21 protein-coding genes and 1 pseudogene are annotated in these 23,011 nt (G+C 65.4%); 12 read left to right on the forward strand and 10 right to left on the reverse strand.

What is annotated here, in order from left to right:
- Nucleotides 1-100: 100 nt before the first annotated feature.
- Nucleotides 101-463: a VOC family protein gene (locus tag ACWFRF_RS05405; RefSeq protein ID WP_452449019.1), complete on the reverse strand. Its 363-nt coding sequence runs from the start codon at nt 461-463 to the stop codon at nt 101-103.
- 721 nt (nt 464-1,184) lie between these two features.
- On the opposite strand from ACWFRF_RS05405, the gene ACWFRF_RS05410 reads away from it, so the two are divergent.
- Nucleotides 1,185-2,384, forward strand: coding sequence for an SMI1/KNR4 family protein (locus ACWFRF_RS05410; RefSeq protein ID WP_452449020.1), 1,200 nt, complete (start codon nt 1,185-1,187; stop codon nt 2,382-2,384).
- Between the two features lie 302 nt (nt 2,385-2,686).
- On the opposite strand, the gene ACWFRF_RS05415 is transcribed toward ACWFRF_RS05410, so the two are convergent.
- A complete protein-coding gene (locus ACWFRF_RS05415) occupies nt 2,687-3,172 on the reverse strand; it encodes a YybH family protein (RefSeq protein WP_379317783.1) in 486 nt (161 codons plus the stop codon).
- On the reverse strand, nt 3,169-3,756 hold the full coding sequence (locus ACWFRF_RS05420; RefSeq protein WP_378987436.1) for an NADPH-dependent FMN reductase: 588 nt from the start codon (nt 3,754-3,756) through the stop codon (nt 3,169-3,171). The genes ACWFRF_RS05415 and ACWFRF_RS05420 overlap by 4 nt, the downstream gene beginning before the upstream one ends.
- Nucleotides 3,757-3,888: 132 nt before the next feature.
- Here ACWFRF_RS05420 and sigJ point away from each other — a divergent pair, with 132 nt between their 5' ends.
- Nucleotides 3,889-4,779: an RNA polymerase sigma factor SigJ gene (gene sigJ, locus ACWFRF_RS05425; protein ID WP_379318536.1), complete on the forward strand. Its 891-nt coding sequence runs from the start codon at nt 3,889-3,891 to the stop codon at nt 4,777-4,779.
- Between the two features lie 420 nt (nt 4,780-5,199).
- Nucleotides 5,200-5,991 (forward strand): class I SAM-dependent methyltransferase, encoded by a 792-nt coding sequence (locus ACWFRF_RS05430; RefSeq protein WP_452449022.1) that lies wholly within the window; start codon nt 5,200-5,202, stop codon nt 5,989-5,991.
- 170 nt (nt 5,992-6,161) lie between these two features.
- On the opposite strand, the gene ACWFRF_RS05435 is transcribed toward ACWFRF_RS05430, so the two are convergent.
- The gene (locus ACWFRF_RS05435; protein ID WP_379314069.1) at nt 6,162-6,476 is read right to left on the reverse strand and encodes a hypothetical protein; all 315 of its coding nucleotides are present in this window, start codon (nt 6,474-6,476) and stop codon (nt 6,162-6,164) included.
- 49 nt (nt 6,477-6,525) lie between these two features.
- Between ACWFRF_RS05435 and ACWFRF_RS05440 the strand changes: the two genes are divergently transcribed.
- Nucleotides 6,526-6,714 (forward strand): hypothetical protein, encoded by a 189-nt coding sequence (locus tag ACWFRF_RS05440; RefSeq protein ID WP_379314068.1) that lies wholly within the window; start codon nt 6,526-6,528, stop codon nt 6,712-6,714.
- A 119-nt stretch (nt 6,715-6,833) separates the two neighbouring features.
- On the forward strand, nt 6,834-8,114 hold the full coding sequence (locus ACWFRF_RS05445) for a cytochrome P450 (RefSeq protein ID WP_379314067.1): 1,281 nt from the start codon (nt 6,834-6,836) through the stop codon (nt 8,112-8,114).
- A gap of 98 nt (nt 8,115-8,212) precedes the next feature.
- Here ACWFRF_RS05445 and ACWFRF_RS05450 read toward each other — a convergent pair whose 3' ends face one another.
- Together ACWFRF_RS05450 and ACWFRF_RS05455 are read right to left on the reverse strand one after the other, a co-directional pair.
- Nucleotides 8,213-8,605 carry a nuclear transport factor 2 family protein gene (locus ACWFRF_RS05450; RefSeq protein WP_379314066.1) on the reverse strand — a complete coding sequence of 131 codons (393 nt, stop codon included), beginning with the start codon at nt 8,603-8,605 and terminating at the stop codon, nt 8,213-8,215.
- Nucleotides 8,606-8,819: 214 nt separating this feature from the next.
- The gene (locus tag ACWFRF_RS05455; protein ID WP_379314070.1) at nt 8,820-10,184 is read right to left on the reverse strand and encodes a lipase family protein; all 1,365 of its coding nucleotides are present in this window, start codon (nt 10,182-10,184) and stop codon (nt 8,820-8,822) included.
- A 506-nt stretch (nt 10,185-10,690) separates the two neighbouring features.
- Here ACWFRF_RS05455 and ACWFRF_RS05460 point away from each other — a divergent pair.
- Nucleotides 10,691-12,025, forward strand: coding sequence for a lipase family protein (locus ACWFRF_RS05460; protein WP_452449024.1), 1,335 nt, complete (start codon nt 10,691-10,693; stop codon nt 12,023-12,025).
- Between the two features lie 15 nt (nt 12,026-12,040).
- Nucleotides 12,041-12,748, forward strand: a complete 708-nt coding sequence (locus ACWFRF_RS05465; RefSeq protein ID WP_452449025.1) for a TetR/AcrR family transcriptional regulator — start codon at nt 12,041-12,043, stop codon at nt 12,746-12,748.
- Nucleotides 12,749-12,819: 71 nt separating this feature from the next.
- Here ACWFRF_RS05465 and ACWFRF_RS05470 read toward each other — a convergent pair whose 3' ends face one another.
- Nucleotides 12,820-14,460 (reverse strand): CocE/NonD family hydrolase, encoded by a 1,641-nt coding sequence (locus tag ACWFRF_RS05470; protein ID WP_452449026.1) that lies wholly within the window; start codon nt 14,458-14,460, stop codon nt 12,820-12,822.
- 519 nt (nt 14,461-14,979) lie between these two features.
- Here ACWFRF_RS05470 and ACWFRF_RS05475 point away from each other — a divergent pair.
- From ACWFRF_RS05475 to ACWFRF_RS05490, 4 genes and pseudogenes are all read left to right on the forward strand, one after another.
- Nucleotides 14,980-15,477, forward strand: a complete 498-nt coding sequence (locus ACWFRF_RS05475) for a MarR family winged helix-turn-helix transcriptional regulator (protein ID WP_379314091.1) — start codon at nt 14,980-14,982, stop codon at nt 15,475-15,477.
- A 37-nt stretch (nt 15,478-15,514) separates the two neighbouring features.
- A pseudogene (locus ACWFRF_RS05480) lies at nt 15,515-17,026 on the forward strand (MDR family MFS transporter); the annotation flags it as partial.
- Nucleotides 17,027-17,074: 48 nt separating this feature from the next.
- Complete coding sequence (locus ACWFRF_RS05485) at nt 17,075-18,064, forward strand: MSCRAMM family protein (protein WP_452449153.1); 990 nt, start codon at nt 17,075-17,077, stop codon at nt 18,062-18,064.
- Nucleotides 18,064-18,885, forward strand: coding sequence for a YceI family protein (locus tag ACWFRF_RS05490; RefSeq protein WP_452449027.1), 822 nt, complete (start codon nt 18,064-18,066; stop codon nt 18,883-18,885). The genes ACWFRF_RS05485 and ACWFRF_RS05490 overlap by 1 nt, the downstream gene beginning before the upstream one ends.
- A gap of 57 nt (nt 18,886-18,942) precedes the next feature.
- Here ACWFRF_RS05490 and ACWFRF_RS05495 read toward each other — a convergent pair whose 3' ends face one another.
- The 3 genes from ACWFRF_RS05495 to ACWFRF_RS05505 all read right to left on the reverse strand — a co-directional run bounded on the left by ACWFRF_RS05495 (nt 18,943) and on the right by ACWFRF_RS05505 (nt 22,426).
- Nucleotides 18,943-20,043: a methyltransferase gene (locus ACWFRF_RS05495; protein ID WP_452449028.1), complete on the reverse strand. Its 1,101-nt coding sequence runs from the start codon at nt 20,041-20,043 to the stop codon at nt 18,943-18,945.
- A gap of 847 nt (nt 20,044-20,890) precedes the next feature.
- The gene (locus tag ACWFRF_RS05500) at nt 20,891-21,412 is read right to left on the reverse strand and encodes a DUF6924 domain-containing protein (protein WP_452449029.1); all 522 of its coding nucleotides are present in this window, start codon (nt 21,410-21,412) and stop codon (nt 20,891-20,893) included.
- A 75-nt stretch (nt 21,413-21,487) separates the two neighbouring features.
- On the reverse strand, nt 21,488-22,426 hold the full coding sequence (locus tag ACWFRF_RS05505) for an alpha/beta hydrolase family protein (RefSeq protein ID WP_452449030.1): 939 nt from the start codon (nt 22,424-22,426) through the stop codon (nt 21,488-21,490).
- Between the two features lie 124 nt (nt 22,427-22,550).
- Here ACWFRF_RS05505 and ACWFRF_RS05510 point away from each other — a divergent pair, with 124 nt between their 5' ends.
- Nucleotides 22,551-22,931 (forward strand): MerR family transcriptional regulator, encoded by a 381-nt coding sequence (locus ACWFRF_RS05510; RefSeq protein ID WP_387443632.1) that lies wholly within the window; start codon nt 22,551-22,553, stop codon nt 22,929-22,931.
- The last annotated feature ends 80 nt before the right edge of the window (nt 22,932-23,011 follow it).

Here is a 23,011-nt window from a genome sequence, read left to right on the forward strand (position 1 = left end):
GAGCATCTCGAGTCTCACCCGCTCAGCAACAGCGCTTACCGCCGGATCTCGCAGGCTTGGGCCCCCACAGACCGGACTGGTCCGCGGCGGACTCCAAAGATCAGCCGGCGACCAAGCAGAACGGGTGACCGGCCGGATCCAGCAGCACCCGCCACCGGTCGCCGCCCGGCTGGTGGTCCGGGCTGACCGCGCCGAGCCTCAGCGCCGACTTCTCCGCAGCGTCGAGATCCTCGACGCCGAGGTCCAGGTGGAGCTGCTGCGGCACGTCCTGACCGGGCCACCGCGGAGCCCGGTATCCCTCGACCCGTTGGAAGCCCAGGTCGCAGCCCGAACCATCGGTCAGGCCGACGAACTCGTCAGTGTCAAAGCCGAGCTGCATGCCTGTCAGCTCTTGGTAAAACCGGGCCAGAGCCCGGGGATCGGCGCAGTCCAGAGTCACGCCTCGCAGCATGGCGATCGGCATCGTCCACTCCTCGGTCATCCGTGTTCGCGGGCCGCGGGGCGGCACCCGCAGGTAGTCATCCAACCGCACTGTGGTGGCTCGGCTCCACTCCTTTTCGGGCAGCGGACAGCGCTCTTCTCGGGCTCGGTCGTGTGCGTCGTTGCACCACCGATTCGGGCCGGTGACGGCGAGCGGGACGCGCGTGGTGGGGTGCGGAGCCGAGACTGCGGAAGCTCCGCGTTCCGGCGAGTTCGGCTGACCTGTTGTTGTGGATATTACAAATGCTGGGTGCGTGAGCCCGTTGGTGTTCGGAGGTCCATTCACGGGAGTAGTGGAACTCCTCGGCCAGAATCCGGGTTGTCGCGCAACAACGAATCCAGGTCGACCACCGGGTCCGGCTACGCGGCCACCGCGCGATCATTGCCAGTGACCGCGGGCGCCCAATCCCGCGCACTGGCTCGCGCCGACCGCCCCAACTGGCGATCGTCGGCCCGATCGCGCCGAGCGGCGATCGCCTCGACCGCTCACTCGCGTTCAACATCAGCGCGCCGACGTCTGGTCATGTGCACGACACCGCGCTGGCCGCCCGAAAAGGCATTGACCTACGCCGCAGTTCGGCGTTGATATCCTTGGTGCAGCTCAGGATTGCTACGACTCTGTATTTAAGGATGGATATAGAGTTCAAGGCGCTCTGGGCCAGTACCTCTCCTCACCACGATCTCGGCCTGCATCCAGGCTGAACTTGTCGGCGGCTGGTCGTAGCGTTGATGGAATGAACTGGAGACCGTGGTTGGAGCTGTGGAGCGAGGAATGGATCGCCAGCAGAGATCCTGATGAATTGGATCCCGAGGTGGTGCAGCAGCGCTGGCTCGGGTACGCCCCCGCAACCGAGGCCGACATCGCCGCGGTCGAGCAGCGCCTCGGCCTGCGGTTGCCACCCTCCTATCGCAGCTTCCTGCTGACCACCGATGGATGGCGCCATGCCGGGGAATTCGTGCGGAAGATGCGGGACACCACCAATCTGGGATGGCTGCGTGACCTCGAACCAACCTGGGAGTCCTGGGCCGACCTGACCACCGAACCACCAGTCGACGCGCCGGGTAACCCGTTCAGCCGCGGACTACTGATCTCGCTGCACGCCGACGTCGGAGTCCTGTTCCTCGACCCGGCCGACCGCGACGACAACGGCGAATGGGCCGCCTACAGCGTGTTTTCCTGGGGGGAGTTCCCGCGGCGGTATCCCTCGTTCACCGCCCTCATGGAATCGGAGTACCAAAGCCTTCATCAAATACGTCGGCCGGCGGGCAAAACCCGTGACAACTGGGATCTGGTGGCCGAACAGGCACGAGGCGAAGCCCTTTCCGGGGACATCGACACCGCCATGGCGGCCCTGGAGAAAGCCCAGCATTTCGGCCAGTCACGCGCCACGGTCTTACAAACCCAGCTCCAGATGTTCCTCAGCACCTCTTCCCCCTACGATGCCTCCCGGATCCTTACGCGTGTCCTACCGCTGGCACCCGTTCCGGATGGATTCTTCACCGGTCCACTGTTCACCGACGAGTTCATGCCGTGCATGTTCCTGCAACACGCACACAAAGAACCCTGGTATGCCTCCGCGCTCGACGTTGCCCAGATCGTCAACGACCCCGGGGGCGAGATCACACGTGCCATCGACGGGCACCGGGCACGGGTAGCGCGGCCCGGCTACCAGCTCTCCTACGGCAACCAAGCATTCGACACCGCGGTACGAAATGCGCTCGCGCAACACCACTCCGACCCGGCAGCGCTGTGGCATGCGCTCGAGGTCGCGATGGCGCATTGGCAGCCCCGCACGCCAGATCACATCGCCCCGGTCGCGTTGCTCGCCGACCCGGTGCTGGCCTACAGCCTCACCCCGGAACGCGGGCGCGCGCTGTTGAGTCAACCGCGCAGCGGCCGCTGACCCGGCGAGGCTGACCGATCGGTTCCTTCATCGGTTGCGTGCGTCTGGGGCGACAACTCGGTCCTCACCGCACATCCGGCCCTTCGGATCATCTGCACCCAGCAAGCCGCACGGCGCGCCGAACCGCGCAACGCACAGCCGAGGACAGTGGCCGCGCAGTGTCGGGCGCCTACCTCAGCGAGGTCCGCGCGGCGGGTGAGAATCGGATGCTCGCCCGCCGCGTCCTCGAACCCGAGAAACCCGATACCGCGTTCGCAATCGGCCTGAAGTTCGTGCTGGACAGTCTGATCGCTGACGGGTCACTACGGGCGTTCCGCGCCCCCCGGATCGAGGTCGACCACGCCTTTGCCGCTCGCAATGTCGAGTGGCACCGAGACCTGGTCGTGTGCGATCAACCAGGTGCCGGCGATCTTCCGCATTCCGTAGGTGACCCGGACCCATATACCGCTCGTTGCCTCGCCGTTCTTCAGCGTGCCGTGCAGACGTGCGAAGGCGTGCCCGAATGCCACACCATCGCCGACACTGAGCGTCAGATCGCGCACGTCATAGGTCGCACTCTCGAAGAACAGGAACACTCTCGCCCAGTTCTCGAGTTTCGCCGCCATCCCGACGTGTCGGTGCGGCGGCTCGAGGTCGAACGACACGATGTCGCTTGTGTACAGCAATTTCAGGACCTCGAGATCCTTGGCTCGCACTCCTTCGATCGCCTTGTCGATTTGGCGCCGAATCTCGACTTCATCCGCCTCGATGCGGTCAGCGCCTGACTGGAACTCGTTGGATGCGGTCATGATTCACTCCCCGAGAACTGCCTCTGCATCGCCCGCAGCGGCGCGAGGGCAGTGCTCCAGGCGATGACCTGATCCAACGTTTTGTTCAGGGCGGCGACATGGTGGTCGCCCGGTGTGAAGGTGAGGTGGTTCTCGAAATCGGTGAGCAGGGAAATCTCTACCGGGCGGCTCACATCCGCCATACCGAGCCCGCTGCAGACCACCCGCAGTTGCGCCACGGCACGGGCGCCGCCGCTCACCCCGTAGGAGACGAATCCGACCGCCTTGTCGGTCCATTCCGCGAACAGATGGTCGATTGCGTTCTTCAGTACTCCGGGGATGCCGCCGTTGTACTCCGGGGTCACCATCACGAAGCCGTCGAACGGGCCGATCCGCTCGGCCCAGGCGCGGGTGTGCGCGTGTGCCGACGGGCCGAACATCGGCGGTGCGGGCTCGTCCAGATGCGGTAGCGGGTGATCGCGTAGGTCGATCAGGTCGAATTCGGCGTCGCCACGCCGCGATGCCGCATCCAGAACCCACTCGGCGATCTGGGGGCCACTGCGGTTCGACCGGGTGCTGCCGAGGATGATGCCGATCTTGGTCATTTCTGGAACTCCTGCTCTGCTGAAAGCGTTACTACCTTCCGACGACGTAGCCGGGCGAAATGTCAGGCCTCACAAATCGGGTCGCTGTTTCGTCGGGTAAGTGAGTGCCGTCGACACGAGGAGCCGCACGCCATGACCGATCCGCAACTGCGCGCGGTGATCGACGAACGCCGTCAGCTGATCAATCTCGCTTACCGGCTGATCGGCTCGCTGTCCGAAGCCGAGGATGTGGTGCAGGAGACCTACGTGCGGTGGTACGCGCTCTCCGAGCGACAGCGGCAAGACGTGGTGACGCCTGGTGCGTGGTTGACGACAGTCGCCAGCCGCATCTGCCTCGACCTGCTCGGCTCGGCGCGTGCCAGGCGGGAACAGTATGTGGGCGAGTGGATTCCAGAGCCGATACCCAACCACTCCGAGTGGTTGGGTGGTCCCGCGCCTGGAGACCCCGCCGACCGGGTCACCCTGGACGAGTCGATCGGCATGGCCTTCCTGGTCGTGCTCGATTCCATGACACCGGCCGAGCGAGTGGCGTTCGTCCTGCACGACGTCTTCCGCTACTCCTTCGCCGAGATCGTCGACATCGTCGGCCGCACCCCCGCGGCATGCCGCCAGCTCGCCTCCAGCGCCCGCCGCCGCATCGATACCTCGCAGCGCCCATCGAGCGCCCAGCGCGCCGATGTGGTCAGGGACTTCAAACGGGCTTGGGAAACAAGCGATATGGAGGCCCTGATCGGACTGCTCGACCCGACCGCAATCGCGACCGCGGACAGCGGCGGTCTCGCTCCGGCCTTCCGCGAGCCGATCACCGGCAGCGAACACATCGCCAGCGCCTGGATCGAAATCGCCACCCGCGGCCCCCAGGTAGCTCTGCTCGAGCGCACAGTAAACGGTCAGCCCGGCCTGGTCGCCCAGTTCCGCAACGCCGTCATCTCCGTCTACGCCTTCGATATCGTCGGCACCCGCATCACCCGCATCTGGGCAATCCGCAACCCGGAGAAACTGCGTCTCTGGACAACCAGCTGAACTGTGGCTGCGGAACATGGCGGCCAGAAGCCACCGACACCCGTTGACCGAACGCACGGTATTCGGCAGATGCGGACGTTCGCGACCGTGCGATCCCGGGATCCGAGCATGCACTCCACCACCAAGTAGGGGCCTTCACCTTCTTCGTAGTCGTATTCGTCGTCACTGTGCCAAACTTATAAGAGTCAATTGCTATGACCCGGGGAGACTGTTCAGGAGGTTGATCATGTGCCTGCCCGGTTTCAGCGCTGAATCATCGATGTCGTCTACCACCGCGAGGCGATTGTGGTCGTCGCGGCCGGGAATGCCAGGCGCATCGCGGGATCTCCCCCGGTCAGTCGCAGATCGGTGATTCCACTCGCGTCCTACACATCCGGTCGACCGATGCCGAGTTCGAATCTCGGCGAGGGCGGGTCGTAGATGGCCGACTGGGACGGCGCAGGCTACGCCCACATCAGTGGACTCCAGCGCGCGCTGGCGACGGACGCTGTGGAGTCCGTGGCGCTCGCGGGTGCCGAGCACATCCTCGACGTGGGTTGTGGCGACGGCTATGTGACTCGCCTGATCGCGGCGCGAGTGCCCGCTGGTTCCGTGCTCGGCATCGACCCGTCGCCGCGGATGATCGAGGCCGCCCGCACGGCCGACGACCAGCTCACGAACATCGAGTTCGGAGTCGGCGATGTCACGACCATGACCTTCCCCCGCGACTTCGACCTCGTTGTCTCGTTCAACGCACTGCACTGGGTGCTCGACCAGGAGACGGCCTACCGGCACATCGCCGCGGCACTGAAACCCAGCGGACGGGTGCTCGTGCAATATGTCTGCGCTGGACCTCGCCCGAGCATCGAGAACGTCGCGATGGCTGTCACCGACGATGTGCGCTGGTCGACAGCGTTCGCCGGGTTCGCGCGCCCCTTCGTGCATATCGACCCCGACGCGCTGCCCTCGATCGCGGGGAGTGCCGACCTCGAGGTCACCGCACACTCCGTGACCGACCGGGAATGGGACTTCGGCTCACGCGAGGCCTTCGCCCAGTGGTGCACGGTCGGGTTCGCTGACTGGACAGCTCACATTCCCCCCGCCGACATCCCGGCCTTCATCGACGAGGTCGTCGACCGCTACGAAGGCGTCGCCGGCCGGCCAGGACTATTCCGATTCCTGCAGTTACGGGCCGAGCTGTCGCGGCGGACAGCCTTCCTGGAACCCAGGTAGCAAAGCGCCACTTGAACGGTCTGCGCACTAGCGACGGTGACGAATGCCTAGAAATCCAGAACTTCTCGCGACGAAACCGCGATAGCCCCCGGACCACAGACGTCGATCATCAAAGTCGCTGAACCAGCGACGACGTTCACGGGTCGCGGCCGAGGGGCCGAGGGGCCGAATTAGTAGACAGCAGACCAGTATTCGTTCACCGTCCATGTCACCGCACGGAATTCGGGGTGTTTCGGATCGTCGGTGACGGTGATCGTCGCACGCGCCAGGTCGATCTTCATGCCATCGGCCACGAACTGCTGACTATTGGCGGTGAAAGTGAAGAAGGCTCCGTCGAAGGGGTCCGGCCGTAGCGCCGGCGCCGCCGCCCGCATGATCCGGGTGCCAGCCTGGTCCTCGCACACGACGAATCGCTGGTCGCCGCCCACTCGGCTGCCCTGAAAGGTGGTCACCGGACGCCCAGTGGTCTGGCTGACCAGCAGCACCAGCCGTTCCGTGCCCTGACATCGGGCGAACGAATCGCGATAGCCGTAGGTGTCGGTGCCGTCGGGCAATGTGCCATCGGTCTGCGTCGGTTCGGCCGTCGTGCTGGTGCGCGGCGCTGACGGGCTGGGCGAGATCGCGGCCCTGTTCTCGCCGGAACACGCCACCATCGAACAGATCAACGCGGCCCCCGTCAGCGCCGGAAAACCTTTCCGTGCTGAAATCATCAACGGAGACTAACAATTCAGACAGAACGCCGTTCTGCCGCACTGCCGCGAACACGCGGACTTCCAGTTCGACGCCCGGCGCGAGCCCCCGGGGTTACCGTGGAGTGAGGTGTCTAGGAGAGGACCGTCGCCATGTACCCGCCCGGCCCCCGACTACCCGCGATCGCGCAGACGATCCGGTATGTGCAAGCGCGGGAGCGGTTCATGACCGCCACCGCTCTCCGTTACGGCGACACCTTCACCCTGCGCATGGTGCCGCCATACGCCCGACATCTGGTTGTCTTCACTCGCCCCGAGCACGTCCGCGAGATCTTCGCCGCCTCCCCCACCGACCTGCACGCCGGCGAGAGCAACGGCATCCTGCGTCCGCTGCTCGGCGATCATTCGGTGCTCATCACCGACGAGGCCGAGCACGCTCGGGCCCGCCGCCTGCTGATGCCCGCCTTCACCGGGCCCGCTCTGACCGGTTACCGCAAGATGATCGAGCAGATCGCCGCTGGCCACGTGGAGACCTGGCGGGCTGGGTCGACGATCCGCGGCCTGGACGCGATGACCGGGATCACCCTCGATGTCATCGGCGAGGTGGTGCTCGGTGTCGCCGATCCGCGCCGCCGCGACCTACTCGGTCCACCCATGCGCCGGATTACCGACATCGCCCCGCTCACCCTGCTCGGTTCCCGCTACCCGGCCCTACAAAACCGCGGCCCCTGGAAGCGGTTCCACCGCGACCGGGCCAGTCTGGACGCCCACCTCTACGCCGAGATCGAGCAGCGCCGCACCGGCAGCAACGCCACGGGCGCAGATGTGCTGTCGCGGCTGATGTCAGCGGGCAGCGGCAACGACACCCCGCTCACCCCGGACGAACTCCGCGATCAGTTGGTCACCCTGCTCGCCGCCGGGCACGAGACGACCTCGGCCGCACTGTCATGGGCGCTACGCGAACTGGCCGCCAACCCCGCACAGCAGGACCTCGCCCGCCAGGCCGCGCTCGACGGCGACACCGTTTACCTCGAAGCGGTGATGAAGGAAGCACTGCGCTACCACTGGGTCATCGGAGGGATCGTGCGAAAGCTCACCCGCGACATGATGATCGGCGGCTACGACCTGCCCGCTGAAACCGTCGTCGCGACCTCGATCCTGCTCGCACACCAGCGCCCCGAGGCTTTCCCGGACGCGGTGTTCCGGCCCGGCCGCTTCCTCGACGGCAGCGTGGCGCCGAATACCTGGCTGCCGTTCGGCGGCGGAGTGCGCCGGTGCATCGGGGCGGGTTTCGCGCTGATGGAAGGCGCGGCGGTGCTCCAAGAGATCCTGCGCCGCCACGTCCTGTCCCTGCCCGCGGCCGCGACGACGCGGGGCCGGGTCCGCAACATCACGAATGTGCCGTCCGACGGTGCACCGATTCTGGTCAACTGAAAAGCGCACCATCATTGGTGGATGCTCTGTTTCGCGCGACGCCGGATCGAGTTTCAGACGCCCTCTGACGCACAGGACGAATTCGGGCGACAGGACCATCAATCCGTCGTGCTGGCGTGTGCTGCGATGATCCGCCAGCCGTGCGTATCGTCGTGCAACCAGGAACGCGTGTAACGCATCCTGGCTCCGAAAGGCTCGCCGTTGACGGCCCCCTCGATGGTCCCGAGAAACCAGGTCACCCCGGTACGCCCGTCGGTGAGTACGTTCAGCTCTTCCTCGACCATGGCCGTCACCACCTGCATCCGGGTGCGGTGAAGCTCCAGGTCATCGGTCTTGGTGTAGACGTCTGCGCCGAAGGTGAAGATCAACCGGTCATCGAGCAGACGATCCAGCGCCTGCACATCCCCGGCAAGTTGCGCGGCCTGCAACCGCCGCTCAGCATCCCGTAAGTTCTCCATGCGCCTCACCTTGCCAGCCGATGTCGCACCCACGCCACGATGTTCGCGTTCAGCTGAGGCTGTCAGGTGATGCCGACCGGCGCGCGAAGGGCGTGGGTGGCCACATAGTTTCTCTATGGAACGCCCTGGGGCACCAGCAGATTCGGACTGATGGCGATCAGCAGCGTTGCAGTACTTGGACACCGATCCCAAGGCCCGTCGCATAGAGTCGCCTGTCGCGATCCACGAGTCGACCCGACAGCGGGCGTCAGCGGGTGCCGATGGGCTGACCGAGGAAGGCCGCCAGCTCACCGCCGATGATCGAGACCCACTCCCCCCATGTGCGCGAGTCCAGCGCCATGGAGCCGACTTCATCGAGTTGGCAACCGTTCTCGACCGGCACCCCGGCGAAGCGATCTCGCATCCACATCATCGCGCTCGGCAGGCCGATGCCCTCCAGGCTCAGATGCTCGCTGAAGTGATCACGGGTATAGGTCACCTGCGCGTTCGGATCCTGACAGTAAGTGCCGTAGAGCTTGTTGACCGGCCCGACGGGCACCAGCCAATCCATGTTCGCCTGGTACAGGAACACCGGCATGTCCGGCACGCTCTTACCCATCCGGGTGCGCTCGATCACCGCCTGGGCAGCCGGTGCCGCGAGGGGATCTCCGGGTGTATTGAACAGCCCCTTGATATCCATGAACGGGAACAGTGCCGCCTGAAAGCCCACACACAGCTGATCCTTCGCGGTCAACAGCGCCTGCCCCAGCGGGTTGTTCGTTTCACGCAGGAAGGCGGCGAACTCCGGCTCTTCATGCGCCAGGCCGATGATGCCCGCGTACACCAGACCGGAGGCCGCGTTGTTGTTCGCCAGATTCACCAGCTCGCCCAGGTCGGCATCTGTTCCGCCGGAGACCGCGCCGACGATATTCAATTCCGGAGCATAGGTTTTGCGCATTTCGGCCGCCCACATCGTAGGGACCGAACCACCGGAGTAGCCCATCATCCCGACCTTGGTCGCCGCCCCGTCCAGCCCCATCGGCGCGAAGTTCTCGGCTGCGCGAATGCCGTCGAGCGCGATCCGCCCGGCCAAGGGGCCGTGCGCGAAGGCCGCGTTCGGCCCCTGGTGATCGGGCACCACCACGGCCCAGCCCTGTTGCAACGCAACCTGGACCTCGAGGAAGCCGATCGGCGCGACCAGCTGCCCGGTGAGGAAGCCGGGCAGCGCCCACTGCTGGATCGAATACGACGAGGCGCAGTACTTACCCGTCGAGTCCTCGGCCATGTGGTACGAGAGCAGGTTGCGCGACCCGCGTGGCACTTCTCCGCGCGGCTTCAGCACCGTCGCGACAGCGCCTATCGGTTCGTCGCGACTGTTGTTCGACCGATACGACAGCTGCCAGGCATCGACGTTGAGCGGTAGCACGTTGTAGGTCGCGACGTTCACCTGCCGCGCGGCGATGATCTCGCCGGGCTGTTTGGCTGCGACGACGTCCGCGGGCGGGCGGTAGAAGGAATCGAACTCCGGTATCGCCGGTGAACTCACGAACGGCGGCGCGGGCTGCACGACTCCGTCGAACGGCAGTGCTGAGGCCGGCGCGGCGACGACCGTGGCGGTCCCCGCGACCATCATCACGGCGAAGGCGAGCGAACGGGCCCGCACCCGCCACCTTGTCCGGCTGTGGCGGTCTCTCACCGGCGGGCGCCAGTTCACTGCGGCCATATCGAGCACTCCCAGCATCATTGTTGGACGCGAATATCTAAGATGTGGGGCACATTACCCATCCAGCGAGAGATGAGGCAAGTCACAGTTGGCTCCACGAATGGGTCCATCCAGCCTCAGAGTTGCAACGTTGATGACCAACTGACCCAGACACTCAGACCTATCGCCTTCGCCACCCAAGCGCATCGATTTCATTGCGTATAGACCGAAATGATCCAGCTACCAGCGCAGTGAGCAGTGGGCCAACGGTGACTGATCGAGATTGGACATACATAGACAATGACGTCTAATGTTTCGCTGCGACTTGGAACACACAGCGTCTGAGTCAGTGCAGTGGCACACTCGAGAGGTTGGGGAAGATGAACTTTCGTCCAGGAGCGGCTAGCCGCCGTCTGATGGGGCTGGCGGCGGGGGCGATGGCAATCGCGATGATCGCCGGCGCTGCCCCCAGCACGGCCGAGCCGACTGTGGTTCAGCCCGCTACTCCGATTCCGGCCCCGCCGGAGCTCGATCCCGCCTTTTACCGACCAGCCGCCGACGTCGTTGCGGCGAAAGCACCCGGTGAGATCATCGCCGCGCGCCAGGTGAACGTCGCCAACGTCGGGGTCATCCCGCTCAATGTCGATGCGTGGCAGGTGTCCTACCGGTCGAACAACAGCCGCGACGAGGCCGTCCCGGCCGTCGCGACGGTACTCAAGCCGCGGAATTCGACACCGTCGAAGCTGGTGTCGATGCAGATCGCCGAGGATTCGCTGGCCGGGTATTGCGCGCCGTCCTATGCCGTGCAGCAATGGTCGCCTGCCATTCTGGCCGGCCAGATCGTCGCTCCGGCAGAGTTCGTGATCGCGCAAGCGGCGGTGCAACAGGGCTGGGCCGTCGTGATCCCCGACCATCAGGGGCCCGACAGCGCGTACGCGGCCGGGCCACTGGCCGGTCGCATCACCCTCGACGGCATTCGGGCCGCCCGGAGTTTCGAGCCGCTACGAGTCACGCCGGACGCGCGCATCGGCATGTACGGATACTCCGGTGGCGCGATCGCCACGGGCCACGCGGCCGAGCTGAAACAAAGCTACGCACCCGAGATCGATATCGTGGGTGCCGCCGAGGGCGGTGTTCCCGCCGATCTCGGCGCAGTGCTCAGCAACGGCAACAACGGGGCGTGGGCCGGGATCATCTACGCCGCGGTACTCGGCCTTTCGCGTGAGTATCCGGAGTTCGCGGAGATGTTGAACCGCGACCTCGACCCGCTGGGCAAAGGTCTGGCGACGGTAAAGGGCGGGCTGTGCGTGCAGTACAACACCGCGCTGGTGCCCTTCCTGAATATCTCGGGCATGCTGCGCGTCCCGGGCGGCGACCCACTGCGCGACCCCGTTGTCATGGCGACCCTGGACAAGACCCGCATGGGCAAGTCTGTTCCCGACATGCCGATGTATATCTGGAACGCGAACCCGGACGAACTCATCCCGGTCGGTCCGGTGAACACGTTGGTGAACACGTACTGCGAAAACCCCACGGCGACAGTGCAATACACGCGCGAGCACTTTGCCGAGCACATCACAACGGAGATCTCCGGGGCCGCGCCGGCGCTGCTGTGGTTGAAGGATCGACTCGACGGAGTTCCCGCTCAGCCGGGGTGCAGCATCACCGATGCGGGCTGGCTAGCCCTGAATCCGGACGGAATGACCCTGTTCGCGTCCATCTTCGGCGAGACGATCGCGTCGTTCTTCGGCAAACCGATCGGAGTCAAATAGTCGAGCCAGCTCGGAGTGGACCACCGAATCATCGGCTTCTTCCGAACTGTCCATCGGCTGCCGCGAACCGGCCGCGCTCGGGCCACTAGAGTTGACGGCGTGATTGCGAGCGGGTCCCCACGCATCTACGACGGTCGCCCGGTCGAGGATCGCCGGGCCGAACGGCGGGAGCAGTTCATCGCAGCCGGTCTCGCCGTGTTCGGCGAGCAGGGATATCAAGGCGCATCCATCACGATGGTGTGCAAGGCCGCTGGCTTGGCCCGCGCGCAGTTCTATGAGCATTTCGGCAACCGCGAGCAACTACTGCTGGCGGTCTACGACCTGGTTCAGACTGATGCGCGCCGGGCGGTGGTCGAGGCGCTGAGCGAGGCCGGCGAGGTGGACGCGCCCGCGCGGGCGCGCATCGCTGTGCGTGCCTACGCCGAATCGATCGGGATGAACCCCCATCGTGCGCGGGTATCTTTCGTCGAAATCGTCGGCGTGAGCGCCGATGTCGAGAAGCATCGGGTCGACCAGCGTGAGATCTGGGTACAGTTCTTCACGGCAGAACTGAAGCAGGCGCGAGACCCGGACTTCGTTCCCGCCGGCGGTTTCCGTGCCGCAGCAACAGGTTTCATCGGAGCGCTCATGGCGCTGGTTCATCAGTGGAGCGTCGAGGGAACCTCCGCCGAACTCGAGGACCTGGTCGAGGTTCTGACGCGTTTCCTCATCAGCGTGATGTGAAGCCGGCTGTCGGCCGCGGCGGACTGATTGCCGGAGACCGCGCTGTCCCGGGCAATCAGTCACCGGTGGTATCAGTCAGCCAAAGGGATATCGATACCCGCGGCACCGTGGAAGGCGGACAGCGTCACCACGGCGCCAGGTTCGGTCTCGCCGGCGTACAAGGGGTCCTCGGTGGCGAGGATGACGGCAAGCCGGTGGCCGGCGGGGACCCGATAGTCAGTGGCCTGCAAGCGCAGTTCGACTGCGGTGGGATGTTCCGGTACGGCGTTGCTCACGGTGGTCGCGGCATGGGTGATGATCTTCAGATTGCCGGTGACCACGTCCAGGTCGAAGAGGTAGGCGACGACGGTGGCGGTCTTGGTGGTGGGCGTCACCGTCACACGAATTCGCGGGATGCCCGCGATGTGGTGCGGCGCCGGGAGCGGAGCGCTCGTCCACACCGCTGCGGCGGATCGGTCGACCTCGGCGAGCTTGTGACGCACGGGCATGAGCAACCGCTCGCGGAAGCCATCCAGGACCAGTTGATTCACGGCGCGGACATTCGGGGCACCGGACCGGATATTCCGGCTGAACTCCGATGGCGGGTCGAGAACCAGCGCACCATCGCCGGATCCGCTCGCAGGTGCGGCGAGATAGTAGGTGCGGATCGGATTGGATGACCAGCCTTCCACACCGGCGAAGGAGGAGACGGTGAAGCTGTGCATAGTCTCGGTGTGCACGGCACCGTCGTCATCGATGCCGTTGTCGACACCGTTGAGATAGTGGTCGAGCCAGTCGTATGCGGCCTCGGTGGTGCGGGTGTACACACCGAGCAGCAAGCCCGGGATCTCCACTGCCCCATGATCTCCGATTGCCAGATCCAGGCGCTTGGGGCCGGGGAACTCGGCGAAGTAGCTCAGCAGCTGGTTCTGGGGAAAAATGGTCTCGTGCCAGTAGCTGGTGAAGAAGGTCGGCACGGGGCGGCGCTGATCCGGGATGTGGGCGGGTGACCGCCGTCGCGCGTACTTCAGCACGCCTTCGATGTCGGTGTTCGTCCGGAAGTCCTCGAGCACCTTCACCAGTTCGGCGCTGGGCTTCTCACTGATCGCGGCCAGCGCTTCAGCGGCGAGGATGTGACGGGTCCCGTTGTCGTACAACGCTTCGCCGAGGTCAGCCCATGTGCTCAGGGCGACAACCGCTTTCACGCGCGGATCGGACTGAGCGACGAGCTGGCCGATGCCTGAGCCGTAGGAGATGCCGGCCATGCCGATACGCTCCGGGTCTACCTCGATTTCCGGGTGATCGAGCGCCCAGCTGATCACCAGCGACCCGTCCGCGACGTCTTCGGGACCGGCCACCGTCAGCTCGCCACCGGAACCGGGCAAGCCGCGCTCGGTATAGGCAACGACGGCGTAGCCGCGCATGAGCAGCCTTATCAGCGCCCCGGAGTACATTTTCCAGCCCGCCGGGTCCAAACCGGCGGGAAGCACGACGAGCGGATGCGGGCCTCCGCTGGTCGGCCAGGCGGCCATCGCGTCGAGCAGATCGCCGTCGTAGCCGGGAATCTGGACCTGAGCGAACCGGCACCGCCCGCGGACGGCGGCGATGTCATCGACCAAGTAGTCGGGGACGCCGGCCGCGTTCCCGGTGAGCAGATCGGCAACGACGGCGAACGCGGCGGCTTCCTGATCGGGGGCAAGTAGACGCAGGCGGTCCGGGCGAGCTTCTGGCATGGCGATCTCCTGTCGAATTGGTGTATTTCACGGCAGCAGAACAGTTTCGCGACAAGCAAGGGAGCCACTGCGGGATCAGATCCGAGCCCCCCGCTCAGCAGTTATGCTACATCGACATCAATCATCTGCGTGTCCTGTTGCCGCAGTTGCCATCCGAATTCCCTCCCCCGCGCTCGTTGACTGATCATGTTCTGCCCCAACGCTTCACAGCGTCGATCCGGAGACGGGGCGAACCGGGCGGCCCTCGAAGTTCCCGGCACACCGATGCCCACCGCGATCGCCCCTCGGTCGTCGCATATCCGAGGAAGCCGCACGCCCGGCACCGGCCCACTTCTCACAGAAGGGCCGTAGAGCGCGTCGGCGCCGATCGTCCCGACCGGGTTCGCCTGCCGTTCCCGCCGTTGTTGTCGCAGCCGTCGCACCAAGCCGCACATGCCTCCATGCCAGCTAGTTGATTAGCACAAGTAATGTAATGTATAGTTGCATTCTGCAAGTAAATATTCTCGTCTGGGAGTAGTCATGGCAGTGTCACCCGATACGGCTCAGAGCCTGATCAGAGAGCTCTATTTCATGGGCCGGACCATCCGCGCTGCCCTCTCCCATCCCGACGAAGGGGACCTGCTTCCAGGCGGCATCGGCGTGCTGGGCTCGCTCGAGGCCAGGGGTCCGTGCCGGCAGGTGGATCTCGCTGTGGACTTGTGTATCAGCCCGTCGACACTGAGCAGGCATGTTGCCGAGCTGGTGCGCTCCGGCAACATCGCCCGCCACGCCGATCCCAGCGATGGCCGGGCCACTCTCATCCAGATCACCGACGAAGGACGCGATCTGCTGCGGCGAGTCCGAATATCGCGAGCACAGGGATTGCAGATCGCTCTCGCCGATTGGAGCGAGGACGAAGCCGAACAGGCCACCTCGGTCGTTCGCAAACTCAGGAATTCACTGGCCGCAGTCGTGCCCCACACCGCGGTGGGCGCGCGTCGGCCGGTTTCGACAGAAAGTCAGGAAGCGGATGTCTGATCCAGTCGAGTCGGGGACGCGGCGGGCCCCGGTCGCGATGACCCATCGTCAAATCCTGGAAGCCATGACCGGGCTGCTGGCGGCGCTGTTCACAGCACTGCTCAGCACCACGATCGTGGCGACCGCGCTGCCCACCATCATCGGCGACCTGGAGGGGTCGCAGACCGCATACGCCTGGGTCATCACCACAGCACTGCTGGCCAACGCCGCGTCCACCCCGATCTGGGGCAAGTTCGCCGATCTGTTCAACAAGAAGCTGCTGGTCCAGTCGGCCATCGTCATCTTCGTCATCGGTTCGGTGATCGCGGGCGTCGCGGGCAATGTACCCATGCTGTTGGCGGCACGAGTCATCCAGGGCATCGGCATGGGCGGCTTGACCGCACTCGTCGTCGCGATCATCGGTTCCATCGTCTCGCCGCGTGAACGCGGGCGCTATTCCGGCTACATGGGTGCGGTGATGGCGGTGTCGATGTCGGGTGGACCCATCCTCGGCGGTGTCATCGTCGACAGTCCGCTCGGCTGGCGCTGGTGCTTCTTCGTCTGTGTGCCCCTGGCCGTGATCGCCCTGGTGCTGCTGCAGCGGACCCTGCGGCTGCCGACCGAACGCAAGGCTGGGGTGTCGATCGACTGGCTCGGCGCCGCCCTGATGACGGCCGGTGTGTCGGTGCTGCTCATCTGGGTGTCGTTCGCGGGGAAGGCGGACTACTACGCGTGGTTCTCCCGCGAATCGGCCCTGTACGTCGGCGTGGGCGTAGTGCTGCTGCTCGCGACCCTGCTGGTCGAATCCCGAGCCAAGTCGCCGATCATCCCGCTGTCGATCGTCACCGAGCGCACCACCGGTCTGGCGATCATCGCCTCGATCGCGGTCGGAATCGGGATGTTCGGAGCGACCACCTTCCTCGGCCAGTACTTCCAGACCGCGCGCGGATACTCACCGACGGTGGCCGGTGTGCTGACCATCCCGATGGTCGCGGGCATGCTCGTCGCGTCGACCGGTTCGGGCCAGCTGATCACCCGGTTCGGGAAATGGAAGTCGTTCGTCGTCACCGGCGGTGCGCTGCTGGTGGTCGGGTTCGGGCTGCTCTCGACGATCGATCACGCCACCAACCTGTGGTTGGTCGGCACCTACATCGCCGTTGTCGGGCTCGGTGTCGGCATGATGATGCAGAACCTGGTGCTGGCCGTGCAGAACACCGTGAGCGTGCACAATATCGGCGCGGCATCGAGCAGCGTCGCGTTCTTCCGCACGTTCGGTGGCGCGATCGGTGTCTCGGTGCTGGGGTCGGTCCTGGCTACCCGTGTGAGCGAGCTGTCGACAGAGGGTTTCGCGAAGATCGGTGTGACAACCAGTTCCTCCGGCGGCAGCAATCTGAACCTGCACGGCCTACCCGCACCGATAGCGACGATCGTGCGCGCCTCCTACGGCGATGCGACCGGCCGGATCTTCCTCATCGCCGCCGGGGCAGCGGTCGTCGCCTTCCTCGCGACCATGTGGCTTCCGAATCGTCCGCTGCGCAGCACGATCGACATCGATCCGGCGCTCGACCCGACCGTGAAAGAGTCTGCGTCGCAGGATAATCCGACCGATGCCGACAGAATGGCAGCGCTGGACGCCGAATTGGCCGTACTCGCGGACCCGAGGTGGGAAGAAGACCCGGTCTGGGAAGGCGCCGAGCGAGTGTTGTCCGAGTCGGAGCTGGTGCCGACTGCTTCGGCCGGACGGCACGCGCCGGTAGCTCAGAACGGTCATCGGGCCTACCAGGCCGACGCGTCGTCGCAGTCCGCTCCGTCCACCGGCGAGTTGTCCGGCTCGGGCATCGGCGGTGGAGCGGTGGACGGTCATGTCCGCCGCGAGAATGGTCAGCCGTTACCGGGTGCGGTGTTGACGTTGATCGATCAGGGTGGCCGTCAGGTCGCGCGGGCGTGCAGTGCCGCTGATGGTGGCTATGCGATCAGTGCGCCGGAGTCGGGGGGTCATGTGTTGATCGTGTCGGCGATGGGGCACCAACCGGCCGCGGTCAATGTTTCGGTCGGCCGGCGGCCCCTGCGCATGGATCTGACCTTGGTGGGTTCCGGTGAGTTGTCAGGTGTCGTCCGTACCGCGGCGCACGGCTCGCCGTTGTCGGGTGCGACCGTCACCTTGACCGATATGCGTGGCGAGGTGGTCGGGGCCGCAGTCACGGGCGGCGACGGCACCTACCTGTGCCACGGCGTGGTGTCGGGTGTCTACACCTTGGTCGCGGCGGCTGAGCACATGCGTCCCAGCGCAATCACATTGACGGTGCCCGACAGTGGCGTCATGCGTCATGACATCGAGTTGACCGCGATGGCGGTGCTCACCGGATCGGCGCGGGCCGACGGCGAGCGGGCGGCGCCGGACGTGCTGGTCACTGTGCTCGACGCCGCGGGTGAGGTGACCGCGACGACGCGCACCGACGAGAACGGCCGCTACGTCGTGACCGATCTCGTCGAAGGGCAGTACACCGTGGTCGCTCGTGGCTATCCGCCGGTGACCGGGCAGGTCACCGTGACCGGTAGCGAAGCCGCCTACGACCTGCGGCTCGGTTACGACCTCGGGGATCGTTGATGAGCGGGCTGACCGGTCGTGTTCGCACCGCGGAGGGGTGGCCGGTGCCGGACGCGGTGTTGACGGTGACGGATATGACGGGCAGCCAGATCGCCCGTGGGGTTGCCGACGAAACCGGAGCGGTGAGCACCGGCCTGATGCCCGCGGGTACTCACACCGCGGTGCTCACCGCTGTCGGGTTCGAGCCGGTGGCACGGATCGCGCAGATCTCTTCCACAGGGACGGGCGCGCTCGGTGAGGTGGTCCTGGTGCCGGCGATGGGGGCAGTGGCGCTGCCCCCGACTGGGCCGTGGATGATCGATCCGGCGCATTCGACAGTGATCGCCACCGCGCGTCATCTGGGAATCGCGAGTATCAAAGCCCGATTCGCCGAGGTGAGTGGGCGACTCGATATCGCTGAGCCGTTCGAGCGATCCACCGGGTACGCGGAGATCAAAGCGGCGGGTATCGATACCGGAATCTCGATGCGTGACAATCACCTGCGCTCGCCGGAGTTCCTGGACGTCGACAGGTATCCGATGATCACTTTCACCGGTCACGGGTTACGTCGTACCGGGGGTGACACCTGGGTGATGCCGGGTGAGCTGGTCATGCACGGGCAGCGCCGCTCGGTCGATCTCGAGGTGGCCTTCGGTGGGTTCGGATCAGATCCGTGGGGTGGGGTACGCGCCGCGTTCCACGCCGAAACACTATTGCACCGCAACGATTTCGCGATCGACTACAACGCGATTGTGCGCACGGGCGTGGCCGCCGTCGGGACCACCGTCAAAATTGAACTCGACATCGAAGTCGTACAAGGCGAGCAGCTACCCGCAATCTAGCGATCACCCACACCTTGTCGCCGCGGATTGTCGAGTCGGAAAGCGAGTCTGGCGCGATCAGCGCGGGCGGGCATCGAGCACACAGTCCGGCGCGGCGGTGGGCACCGTCCGCAGCAGGGTGAAACCGCCGCGCGCGAGCAGCTCGCGGAACTGTGCCTCGGTGCGTTCGTGGCCGCCGTCGGTGTTGACCAGCATCTCCAGGTCGATGAACTTGCCCGGGTGCGGGCGCTGATGATCGGGCAGCACCAGTTCGATCACCAGCAGCCGGGCAGACGGATCCATCGCGGCGTGGATCGTGCGCAGGATCTGCTCGGCCTTGGCGTCGGACCAGTCGTGCAGGATGTGTTTGAGCAGGTAGACGTCACCACCTGCCGGGACCTCGTCGAAGAACGACCCCTCCCGCGCCGCGCAGCGCCCCGCCAGCCCGTGCGCCGTGAGTTCGCTGTCCAGGTTCGCGACCACGTCGGGAAGGTCGAACACGATGCCCTCGGCGTCCGGGTAGCGGTCGAGGATCTCCACCAGCAGGCTGCCACGCCCGCCGCCGACATCCACCAGGGTGCCGAACTGGCCGAAATCGTAAGCCGCCAGCAACGGTTCGATGGACAGCGTGCTGATGCTGGTCATCGCGCGGTCGAACAGGTCGCCGATCTCGCGGTGCGTCGCGGCGTACTCGAAGAAGCTCGCACCGTCGAGAGCGGGGCCGACGGCTTCGCCGGTGCGTACCGCGTCGGTCAGGTGGGTCCAGTGGTTGCGGTGAAACGGCGAACCGAAGAACAGGGATGTGTCGCGCAGCGTCACCTCGCCGTCGGAGCGCAGCGACTCACCCATCCTGGTGAGCCCGTAGGAACCGTCGCGATGCTGGGCGAACACCCCGAAACTCACCAGCAGACGCATCAGCCTGCGCACGCCGTCCTCGTGGGCGCCCACCGCCGCGGCCAGCTCCGCCGCCCCGCGCCGCCCACGGGCCAGTTCGTCGGCGATACCCAGCTCGGCCGCGGCACTGATCGCCTGCGAGAGGAATCCGGCGATCTGTAGTTCCAGTAGCGCGATATGGCCGGGAACCAGTCGGCGATGCAGCGCCGAGAGCGCGTCGCGCACTCGCTCGACGGCTCGCAGAACCGGTGTGGGTGGCGGCTTCTTCAGTGCTGTGGACGTCATGAGACTCCATCGTCGGCCGGTTGACCTGCACGTACGCGACGAAGCTTACGGGAACCGCGCGCGTCGGGATACAGGAATCGGGGTCAGGTCGGAGTCGCCGGTGCGAACGGCAGAACCGCGTCGGCTGCGCTGGTGCGCAGGGCGTGCGCGGCGACATGGCATTCTCGAGACGACCCAGGTCCGCTGAATCGAGCTCCCGACCCAACTACTGATCGCGCGCCCGCGAGATCGTTGACAACAATAACGAGCTCGACAACCCCGGCGGAGAAAGATGTTGAGGCTCAGCAACTTTCATTGCCGGACAACGCTGACCGCGAGTATTCGATAGCGCCGATCCGGAGTGACAACGACTGCGAATGACTGATGCCCGGTCGTTGGCTGCGCAGCGACCGGGTGGTGGCCGGTCGACGTGGCTACAGCGAAGCGGAGGCGCCTCGTGCCACGTCGACCCGGCAACCCGATCCGATCACTCAGTCGGGTAGGTACCGAATAGGCACCGCGCGCTCGATACCGGCGGCCCTCGAGATCAGCCAGCGTGAACACCAACTGCGCACGCTCGCCCAGCATTCCGGTCAGCAACAGGTCCAACAGCGCCCGATGCTGAGACCGCGCCGATCGCGCCATTTCGCACCGCCCAGGCCGGTACAGACCAGCCACCACCGGTTCTGTCCTCATGACCAGCCCGCGAGGCACCTCGCATGTCAACGTCACGTTTCGCCGATACCACCCGGATCTCAACGTCGTCGCCCCACAGACGCTATTCCGTCGATCAGGTCACGGATGACAACCGATCACCCGTTCGATCGCACGGACGACGAAACATGGTGCACCGCAAGTCGGCCCGGCGTCAGAAGCCGCGAAACACCCCGTCCGGGTCCACCGCTGATGCGAAGTCCTCGAAGTCCATGTTCGCAAGCGTGAGGTTGACTTCGGCCGGCCCTACTTCTCTTGGCAAGATCCGGAAAGTCGGCAGGCCTGCGGCGGGTTCACCGCCGCCGCTGTTGTCGACTGCCAGGATCGGGTGCTCTGGATCGCGGATGGTCTGTTCGTCGACGATGTAGATGTAGTACTGCGATGTGAGCAGCTTCTCGAGGTCGCCGGCCGTCACTTCCCGGAAGTCAGGGGTGTCGATAACGGTCAGCCCGTACTCGACGTCTTCGCTTTCATAGAACCGATTCACCGCGTCGAGTGTCTCGCGCCAGGCCGCATCGTCGTTGAAATCTGTTCGCAGCAGTAGTGATTCACCCTCGGGCAGCATTCGATTCACAGGGTTATCGTGCACGACGTTCGCACCCGGGTCGTCGTCGCAGCCCACCGTTGCCGACACGATCACCAGCGCCGTCAGCGCCGCGCGGATCACCCTCGTCATCGCACCCTTTCTCAGCCTTGCCCCATACTCGGTGCCTGCACCGAAATACCGCCTCACAGTAGTTCGACAGGCCCGCTATTTGGATTCCAGCCGTCCCAGGGGGTGGGCGGGCGCGAGTACGGCCTGGGCGATAGTCCAGCCGCGGTGATCGATATCGGCGACGTGACGGAGGTAGGCGAGGGTGACCTGCTGTATCAGCGCGACCCGGTCGGGGTTCTCGTCGGTGGTCTCGCTGACGTGTTCGCCGGAAATACCGCCCAGGAAGTGCTGGCCGCCGAACACAGTGAGCAAGCTCTTGTTCGCCCGGCTCAGCGTGTAAGGATCGGTCGTCCAGGCCGGCCCGCGGGTGGACAGCGGGAGGTTGTCATCGTCCCCAGCGATCACCAGACCTGGGGCGTTGATGTGCGAGAAGTCCTGGTCGCGCAGCCACGGGAGATGTTCGCGAGCGAAGGCCGTGAGTTCTGTGCCGCCGCGTCCCGCGGTGGCGAGTTGGATACTGGCCATGACGCGCCGGTCGGACAGGTCTTCCGCGATCCCGGTTTCCGGGTCGGTGACGCGCAAACCGACCAGGATTCCCGCGGTCTGCCCACCGAAGGAATGTCCCGCGGCGATGATCCGGTCGTGGTCGACCCGACCGCGCAAACCAGGCACCGATGCCGCCAATACGGAAAGTTCGTCGAGAATGCTCGTCATGTCCTGCACCCGGTGACGCCACAGTCGCGGCTTACGCGGATCCTCGGTTGCCAAGGCGATCCGCTTCGAGTCCAAATGCGTAGCCTGAATGACCACGAATCCGTGCGAGCTCCAATAGTCGACCAGCGGCCCGTAGGCGTCGAAGTTCGAGCCGAACCCGTGTGCGAAAAGCACGACCGGTAGGTTGTCGCCGGTGACCGGGGCGGAAACCCTCACTTGGAGGTCTTCGGCACGGCCGGACCTGCGCACCCTGAGTGGTTTGACGGTGACGGTCGGCGCGGGCGCGGGGTCGGCCAGGCCGGTGACGGGGTGAATGACCATGAGTGAAATATTCTTTCGGTTCGCTGCCAGGACTTCCGACGCGGATGGGTACCTCGACTACGCTAGAAGTTGACGTCGATGTCAGAGGCAAGCGTTTGTGGCATGGATCACGCGAAGGGCCGGAATGCGTATTGGTGAATTGGCTCGCCGGACCGGGGTTTCAGCCCGGGCCCTGCGGTACTACGAACAGCAGAACCTGCTACATGCCGAGCGCAGTTCCAGCGGTCAGCGCCATTACGCCGACACCGCCGTGGATCAGGTACTGCTGATTCAGCAGCTGTATGCAGCGGGCCTGTCCAGCCGGACCATCGGCGAGCTCACGCCACATCTGATCAACGGCCGCGCCACCCCTGCCCTACTCGGCCGCCTCGAGGTGGAGCGTGATCACTTGCGCCAGAACATCATCGAACTGGCGCGCACCGAACAACACCTGGACGCGGTCATCTCGGCAGTCTCGGCCAATGTGAGCACCGGCGCGGTATGCGTTCGAGAAACCCGCGCATAAGGGTGGAACGTAACTCGCCGATCCCGCCAGCTGTCCAGACAAGCCGATCCGAATAGGTCGTCCGTCGGTGTGGGTGGCTT

The organism is Nocardia sp. NPDC055165 (assembly GCF_053606985.1).